The organism is Pseudochrobactrum sp. AO18b, from assembly GCF_000409565.1.
Taxonomy (GTDB): domain Bacteria; phylum Pseudomonadota; class Alphaproteobacteria; order Rhizobiales; family Rhizobiaceae; genus Pseudochrobactrum; species Pseudochrobactrum saccharolyticum.
This window is the reverse complement of sequence record NZ_ANNO01000271.1, coordinates 1-8,268: the sequence shown is the minus strand read 5'-3', so window position 1 is coordinate 8,268 and position 8,268 is coordinate 1. Positions and strand designations below refer to the sequence as shown.

General features: G+C 51.6%; 6 protein-coding genes. 4 read left to right on the top strand and 2 right to left on the bottom strand.

The features are described from left to right. Positions 1 to 15: 15 nt before the first annotated feature. Together A918_RS0111390 and A918_RS20230 are read right to left on the bottom strand one after the other, a co-directional pair. Positions 16 to 735 carry a L,D-transpeptidase gene (locus A918_RS0111390; protein WP_022711192.1) on the bottom strand — a complete coding sequence of 240 codons (720 nt, stop codon included), beginning with the start codon at positions 733 to 735 and terminating at the stop codon, positions 16 to 18. Positions 736 to 923: 188 nt separating this feature from the next. Then, positions 924 to 2,501 carry an EAL domain-containing protein gene (locus tag A918_RS20230; protein ID WP_022711191.1) on the bottom strand — a complete coding sequence of 526 codons (1,578 nt, stop codon included), beginning with the start codon at positions 2,499 to 2,501 and terminating at the stop codon, positions 924 to 926. A gap of 678 nt (positions 2,502 to 3,179) precedes the next feature. On the opposite strand from A918_RS20230, the gene ureB reads away from it, so the two are divergent. The 4 genes from ureB to A918_RS0111360 form a co-directional block, all read left to right on the top strand. Further along, positions 3,180 to 3,941 (top strand): urease subunit beta, encoded by a 762-nt coding sequence (ureB, locus tag A918_RS0111375; RefSeq protein ID WP_022711189.1) that lies wholly within the window; start codon positions 3,180 to 3,182, stop codon positions 3,939 to 3,941. 90 nt (positions 3,942 to 4,031) lie between these two features. Next, complete coding sequence (gene ureC / locus A918_RS0111370) at positions 4,032 to 5,747, top strand: urease subunit alpha (protein WP_022711188.1); 1,716 nt, start codon at positions 4,032 to 4,034, stop codon at positions 5,745 to 5,747. A 213-nt stretch (positions 5,748 to 5,960) separates the two neighbouring features. Further along, complete coding sequence (locus tag A918_RS0111365) at positions 5,961 to 6,653, top strand: alpha/beta hydrolase (protein ID WP_022711187.1); 693 nt, start codon at positions 5,961 to 5,963, stop codon at positions 6,651 to 6,653. Positions 6,654 to 7,029: 376 nt separating this feature from the next. Further along, a partial coding sequence (locus A918_RS0111360) for an NCS2 family permease (protein ID WP_022711186.1) occupies positions 7,030 to 8,268 on the top strand: 1,239 nt, incomplete at its 3' end.

The following is an 8,268-nucleotide window of genomic DNA, read 5'->3' as shown; positions in this document are numbered from 1 at the left end:
GGGTAGATTGGTTTTTTATTTCACGACAATGCGTGCACCAGGCTTTACGCGGGAATGCAGGTCGATAATGTCCTGATTGATAAGACGGATACAGCCTGCGGAAACGCCTTTGCCTATCGATGAAGGTTTATTCGTGCCGTGGACACGGTAATAGGTGTCGATGCCGTCTTTATGCATATAGAGTGCGCGCGCGCCCATCGGATTTCCCGGGCCGCCGTCAACACCGTCTTTGTAGCGCAGATACTGGTTCGGATTGCGCTTGATCATATTCTGGGTTGGCGTCCAGCGCGGCCATGCGGCCTTATGCGCGATAATTGCATCGCCGCCGTTAAAGCCGCGTGCTGCGGGGCCGACACCCACGGCATAGCGGACAGCCTTGCCTTCCGGCAACACAAAATAGAGATAGCGGGCAGGCTGATCGACAATAATGGTGCCCGGTTTTTCTGTGGTCTTGTAATCGACAACAGTCCGGCGGTGTTCCGGTTTCAGCTTGGTCAGATCAATCGCAGGGATCTGGTAATTCTGATCCGTCATTGCGCGATACATATACGCGGCGCTGTCAGTTTCCGGTGTCGCAGCCGGTGCTTCCGGCTCGGATACCGGTTCCGGTTTTACCGGCTGCGGCTGGGTTACGCTGGCATTGAGCACAGGTGGCGGATTCTGGACAGTGGTACAGGCAGAAAGAGCAGCAGCGCAGGCGAATAACAGGGATAATTTCAGCGGGGATAATGACACGGACAAACCGGCTCCAGTTTTTAGCAAGGAAGACAGCTTGCTCCCTCGCGATACTTAAGGTTTTCTTAAGCGTCTACAAAGAGTTTACCAAGTGATCAATTATTTTTACAAAGATTGGGCGAATGTCAGAGGGATGGTATCTTTTTGGCAACGCTCAATTCTGCGCAGGGTAGGGAGCTGCAGAGCGGTTACTTCCCACGTTTCGGTTTCTGTCCCGATAAATGCTGGCACATATGGGACTGGAAAACAGTGATCGGCTGCGGCTTGGAGAAATAAAAGCCCTGAAGATACTGGACGCCTCTCTCTTGAAGATAATCGGCCTGCCGGCGTGTCTCGATCCCTTCTGCAATGATCCGGAGCCCCAGTTGCTGCGACAGATCAATAATGCTCTGCAAGACATGGCGGGAGAAGTCATTGCTGCCAATGCCGGTAATAAAGCTACGGTCAATCTTGAGCAGATCGGCCTGAAACTCTTTCAGATAATTGAGATTGGAATGGCCGACGCCAAAATCGTCCAGTGCGATCAGAATACCGGCCTGACGCAACGTATGGATTTGCTGTAACAGTTCCGGCGTTGGCTCTATTGCTTCACGTTCGGTCAGTTCCAGCATCAGCCGTATCTTGTTTTGCGAAAACTGGCTCAGGAAATAGTGACAGCTTTTGATTAATTCAGGATCGGCCAGATAAACGGCAGAAACATTGATACTGATATGGAAACCGTCAGGAAGCTGTTTCTCCAGCAGTCTAAATTCTTCCGCAACGCGCCGGATCAGGGCTGCCGTCATCGGAATAATCAGTCCTGAACGTTCCATAAAAGGAATAAAACTGTTTGGCAGGATCATGCCTTCAAGCGGATGATCCCAGCGGGTCAGCACTTCCGCACCAACCCATTCATGGGTGTCGCTCCGCACAATCGCCTGATAATAAGGGATAAATTCATGGTTGCGAATGGCGCGCTTGGCCTCAGCAGTCATGTTGCGGGCATTGATCGTCATCCGGTTTGTTGCAAATGCACTCAGCCCGCCAAGAATGACGAGCAGGATGATAAGCGGCAGATGGCGGGATAAAATATAGTCCCGTAATGCGCCGCTGTGAAAACCGGTCTCAACCGAAAACGGATATTTATCGGAGCGGTCGCGGATCAGAATGCTGTTGCTGGTTCCGGCAGATATGTTGCGGACTTTGCCGTCCTGCTCAAGCCGGTAAGAGCCGATAATCAGCGTTGTTGCCGGTGTCATCTCATGACTGTTGAGCAGCTGAATAATATGCAGGCCGTCAATACCGGCCAGAATAGAGGACGTGCCGTTTTTCCATCGGTAGAGCAAAATTGCACGGTCAGGAGAAACTCTGTTTCCGGCGATTAAGGCCAGCCGGTCATCATAAAAATGGGCACTTGTTACAGGCAGGCGCGTGTCACCGTAAATGGTGCTGCAGGTTATTGTATCATTTTTGATAACTGCCAGCGATCTGACAAAAGATGCGGTGGTGGCTTTGATACGCAGTGTTTCGACAATTTCGGAACAGGGTTTTTCAATCAGAGGGGCAGCGTCTTCAGTTACTTTTCTTGCATTGTCGAGAATATCATCAACATGTTCAATAACGGCACGGCTGGCTGACTGGGCTCTTTCCTGTAAAGTATTGCCGGATTGCCAATATAAAATCGGCAGTCCCAGAAGTATAGGCGTGAAAAAAGCCAGCAAAACGACAATAATATGCCGTGCTGTATAATTGCTTTTTCCGAGCTTAAACTGACGATGCCAAATCACTGCAAAGGCTTTCGTATTTATCTGCCTTTCCTCCCATACAGGGAAAGGCTTAGGATTCAGTGTAAAATTTCATTTTTAGGTTTAATAAAACAACATTTGTCGTTGTCTTTAGCTGTGTTTTTTAACCGTGCAGAGCGCAGCAATGTCCCCTTGACTTCGGTTTATACTGCTGTCTTTATCGGGCTTGCGATGACTCAGATTGACCAATCCGCATCGCAGTTTTTTCTTCATACAGAACTGAAATGACAGGGCCGAGATTGCTGACTTTTTTTGTCGTTAATCACATGATGGAACATTTCTCAGGACTTAATGTCGGCTAGTTTCAGCCGCTGCGAAGTGCTGATGCCCCTTCTGTATTGCTAATCCGTATCATCCGAAATTCACCGGCATAGCCGATGCTGCTTACGGGCGTATTGCGCCCATTAATCATCGCTATGAGTATAATCACCGTCATGACTATAGGCTGTGGTGATGCCGTGTAATCTGCAACTCTTCCTGTTCTGCAGGACGCGTTGTGATGTCATTGATATCGGTCAGTGCAAAGCGCATCAGCTGTGTTTGCTCGCAGCACATCCATTCTTCACACAGGCTCCCTGAAATTCATAGCGGCTTGCCGAGGATTTGGCACGCCTTGCGATTTGCTGCGCCTGTGTTTCCCCGAAAATAAAGGAGACACCCTTGCATCTTACACCTCATGAAACCGACAAGCTGATGCTTGTAACCACCGGCCAATTGGCACAACGCCGTCTTGCACGCGGGTTGCGTCTCAATTATCCGGAAGCCATTGCCCTGATCTCGCTGGTCATGCTGGAGCTGATCCGCGACGGTCAGCACTCAGTCGCTGAGCTGATGCGCCTCGGCAGCACCATTCTCGGCAAGCGTGAAGTCATGTCCGGCGTGGCCGAGATGATTGAAGATGTGCAGATTGAAGGCACATTTAAAGACGGCACCAAACTGGTTGCCGTGCGCACGCCGGTCACTACCGACAAAGGCGATATGAAACTGGCGCTCTATGGCAGCTTTCTGCCGGTTCCGGAGAAAATGCAGGATGATGAAGAGATCGGTATTGCCGGTCAGGTCATCTGTGCAGAGGGCGATATTGCGCTCAATGAAGGGCGTGAAACTGTCACGATCAGCGTCACCAATACCGATACTCGTCCGGTGCAAATCGGCAGCCATTTCAATTTTGTTGAAACCAATCCGCGTCTGAAATTCGATCGTGAAGCAGCCTATGGCAAGCGTCTGGATATTCCTGCGGGGCTGGCTGTGCGCTTCGAGCCGGGTGAAACCAAGGACGTTACACTGGTGGCAATCTCCGGCAATCAGATCATTCGCGGCGGCAATAATCTGGTCGATGGTGCAGTGGACGCAGAGAATAAAGCGCGCACGCTTTCCCGCGTGAATGAGCGTGCTTTTGCCGACAGCCGCAGTGCTGAATGAGCGCTTTTATCACAGATTTTACGCAACAATTTAAGCTTGCAGAGTGCCGGATATATGCATCACGCCGCGCTCTGCCGATAAGGATAAAACATGGTCTATAAAATAACCCGCGCAGATTACGCCAAGTTTTTCGGCCCGACCAAGGGTGATAAAGTTCGTTTGGGCGATACTAATCTCTATGCGGAAGTCGAGCATGATTACACCGTCTATGGTGACGAATGCATCTTCGGCTCCGGCAAGGTCATTCGCGATGGTATGGGGCAGGCAACGGGTGTCAGCAGTGATAAGGCGCTGGATTGCATCATCACCAATGCGCTGATCATTGATTATACCGGCATCGTCAAAGCTGATATCGGCATCAAGGATGGTAAAATCGCCGGTATCGGCAAAGCCGGTAATCCCGACATCATGGCCGGTGTGCATCCGGATCTGGTGATCGGGGTAAATACAGAGGTGATCTCAGGCGAGGGCTGTATCGTCACCGCCGGTGGTATTGATACGCATTTCCATTATATCACGCCGTCGCAGCCAATCACCTCGATTGCCAGCGGTTTAACCACGGTGCTCGGCGGCGGTACCGGTCCTGCAACAGGCTCAATGGCGACCACCTGCACACCGAACCCGAACTATCTGCATCATATGATGCAGGCGACCGATGATCTGCCGCTCAATGTGATCTTTACCGGTCGTGGCAGTTCATCCCGACCTGAAGGTATGCGCGAGCAGGTACTCGCCGGTGCTGCTGGTCTGAAGCTGCATGAGGACTGGGGCACAACACCGGCAGCTATTGCGACCTGTATGGATATGGCTGACGAATATGACATTCAGGTCACCATTCATATGGATTCCGTCAATGAAAGCTGCACGGTGGAAGATTCCATCAAGGCTTTCGGTGGTCGCTCCATCCATGCCTATCATGCGGAAGGTGCAGGCGGTGGTCATGCGCCTGATCTGATGCGCATCTGTGCGGAAGCCAATGTGCTGACCAGCTCCACCACGCCGACACTGCCTTACACTGTCAATACGGTGGAAGAGCATCTCGATATGCTGATGGTCTGCCATCATCTGGATAAGAATATTCCGGAAGATGTGGCTTTTGCAGCCAGCCGTATCCGTGCCAATACGATTGCTGCCGAAGGCGTGCTGCATGATATCGGCGCGATTTCTATGATGACATCTGACAGTCAGGCGATGGGGCGCGGCGGTGAGGTGATCATGCGGACATGGCAGGTTGCCGATCAGATGAAAGCGCAGCGTGGAAACCTGCCGCAGGATGGGGCAGGCAATGATAATTTCCGTATCAAGCGCTATATCGCCAAATATACCATCAATCCGGCCATTGCCCATGGTATCAGCCATCTCATCGGGTCAGTTGAGACAGGCAAAGTCGCGGATCTGGTATTGTGGAAACCGGCATTCTTCGGCCAGCGTCCTGAACTGGTGATGAAAAGCGGTTTCATTGCCTATGCACAGATCGGCGATGCCAATGCATCAATTCCGACACCGCAGCCGGTGATTATGCGTCCGATGTTCGGTGCTTTGTCTTCCGGTATCGGCAAGACATCAATTCTGTTTGTCAGTCAGGCATCGGTCAATGATGGTAATGTGCTGGATCTCGGCCTGAACAAACGCATCGAGCCGGTTGTCAAATGCCGTGGTCTGACCAAGGCTGACATGAAGCTCAATGATGCATTGCCGAAAATCACCGTTGATCCGAAGACCTATAAAGTCAGTGTTGACGGCGCAGAGGTCGGGGCTGAACCGGTTTCTGTCGTGCCGCTCGCACAGCGTTACAACCTGTTCTGATTGTTATTAAAGACAGCACGCCGTGTAGCAATATGCGGCGTGCTGCTACGAAAAATATTGAATGTCCGGTTGCCGGATAAAACAGGCGCTCTAATTACGAGGCACTGTCGTTACAGCAATATCGCATCATTCTAAAATAATAATATTCCTTATTCTGTAACGCATCAAAAGACAGCACATCTTTCAGGATTATCACTGCAAAAGGAGATAGCTATGGGTAGTCAGCTGACAATTATATTGGTGCACGGGTTTTGGGGCGGTGCCGCCCATTGGAGCAAAGTTATTCTCGAATTGTCCCGTAAAGGATATGACAAAATCCGTGCCGTGGAAATGCCGCTGACATCTCTGGCGGATGATGCGGAGCGAACCCGAAAAATGGTCAGGCAGCAGGAAGGCAAGGTGTTGTTGGTGGGGCATTCCTATGGCGGTGCCGTTATAACAGAAATGGGTAACCTGCCTAATGTTGCCGGACTGGTCTATATTGCCGCTTTCGCCCCGGATGCAGGGGAAAGCCCCGGTGGTATCAGTCAGGCAAATCCGCCCGCAGCCATTGCCAATCTGGCTCCGGACAGTGACGGCTATCTCTGGATTAATTATGACAAATACCATGAAAGCTTCTGTCAGGATATGAGCGCAGATGAAGCGCTGGTAATGGCTGTAGCGCAGAAAGCGCCGATTGCCACAACATTCGGTGATAATGTGACCGACCCTGCATGGAAACATAAGCCGGTCTGGTACCAGCTTTCAACGCAGGATCACATGATCCATCCGGCCAATCAGAAACATATGGCTGAACGGATGAAGCCGCGCAAAATGATTGAGCTGGATGCAAGCCATGCTTCACTGGCTTCCCGCGCGGCAGAGGTTGCAAATCTGATTGATGAGGCTGCAAAAGCGCTCGCCTAAAGCTGTTTCTATATTGATCTTACCTGATCGCCGCTATGATGCGGCCTATTAAAACGGAGTGTGTCGCAGTGTTCACGCGCGACACATTCCGGCTTTGAACCGGTATATCATCACGATTGTCAGCCTTTTTTACCTGCGAGATTCCGGTGCATAAAGCCTGCACTGCGGAGTGCCGGAGGGTGCTGCGCATTTACGCGACCGGCTATTCATGATAATGGCGAAAATGTGGCATTGTTTTATCCCGCCGGATCAGGCGCTATAAAACAGGTCGTCTCCCGTGGACTGCAGCAGGTTTTGCTATCAGGATTTTGCGAGGAGGCCATTCATCTGCAAGACGTCAGAATGCTTTCTTACCAAAGACTGACAGGGAGCTACCATGCTGGAAAAGCTTTTCAAATTACAGGAACATAAGACTAATGTGCGCACAGAAGTGCTCGCCGGTCTGACAACATTCCTGACAATGTCCTATATCATTTTTGTTAATCCGGACATTCTGTCCTCGACCGGTATGGATCGCAATGCGATCTTTGTCGCGACCTGTCTTGCCGCAGCGCTTGGCTCTATCGTGATGGCATTTGTTGCCAACTGGCCGATCGGTATGGCACCGGGCATGGGTCTGAACGCGTTTTTCGCTTTCACCGTTGTCGGTATTATGGGCTTCACATGGCAGCAGGCTCTGGGCGCTGTCTTTATCTCCGGTGTGATTTTCTTCATCCTCACCATTTCCGGCATCCGTAGCTGGCTGGTTGACGGTATTCCGAAATCCCTGCGCAGTGCGATTGCTGTCGGTATCGGCATGTTCCTAGCGCTGGTCGGTATGAAAAGCTCCGGCATTATTGTCGGCAGCGAAGCAACCTTCATCACCCTTGGCGACCTGACCAAAACCGGTCCGTTGCTGGCGATCTTCGGCTTCTTCGTGATGGCCGTTCTGGATGCGCTGAAAGTGCGCGGCGCAATTCTGATCGGTATTCTGGTTGTGACCGTTCTGTCGATTATGCTCGGCGTCAGCCAGTTTCAGGGCGTGTTCTCAGCACCGCCAAGCCTGATGCCGACATTCATGCAGCTCGATATTATGGGCGCTCTGCATGTGGGATTCCTGCAGGTTATTCTGGTTTTCGTGCTGGTTGAAGTTTTCGACGCTACCGGTACGCTGATCGGCGTGAGCAAGCGTGCAGGCCTCATTCCTGAAGGCAAGCCGAACCGTCTGAACCGCGCTTTGTTTGCAGACAGCACTGCCATCATCGGCGGCTCACTGATCGGTACCAGCTCGACAACCGCTTATGTTGAAAGCGCTTCCGGCGTTCAGGCCGGTGGCCGCACAGGTCTGACAGCACTGGTTATCGCTCTTCTGTTCCTTGCTGCCTTGTTCATTTCACCTCTGGCCGGATCCGTTCCTGCCTATGCAACAGCGCCGGCGCTGATCTATGTCGCCTGTCTGATGATGCGTGAAATGTCTGAAATCGAATGGGACGATGTAACGGAAGCTGCACCAGCTGCTCTGACAGCTCTGGGCATTCCGTTCACCTATTCGATTGCCAATGGTCTGGCCTTCGGCTTCATCAGCTATGTTGTGCTCAAGGCCGGTTCGGGTAAATGGCGGGTTATTCATCCGGCA

Excerpts from the sequence above, each read along its gene's own strand:
- A918_RS0111365 (WP_022711187.1), top strand. The coding sequence starts at position 5,961 with ATGGGTAGTCAGCTGACAATTATATTGGTGCACGGGTTTTGGGGCGGT.
- ureC (WP_022711188.1), top strand. The coding sequence starts at position 4,032 with ATGGTCTATAAAATAACCCGCGCAGATTACGCCAAGTTTTTCGGCCCG.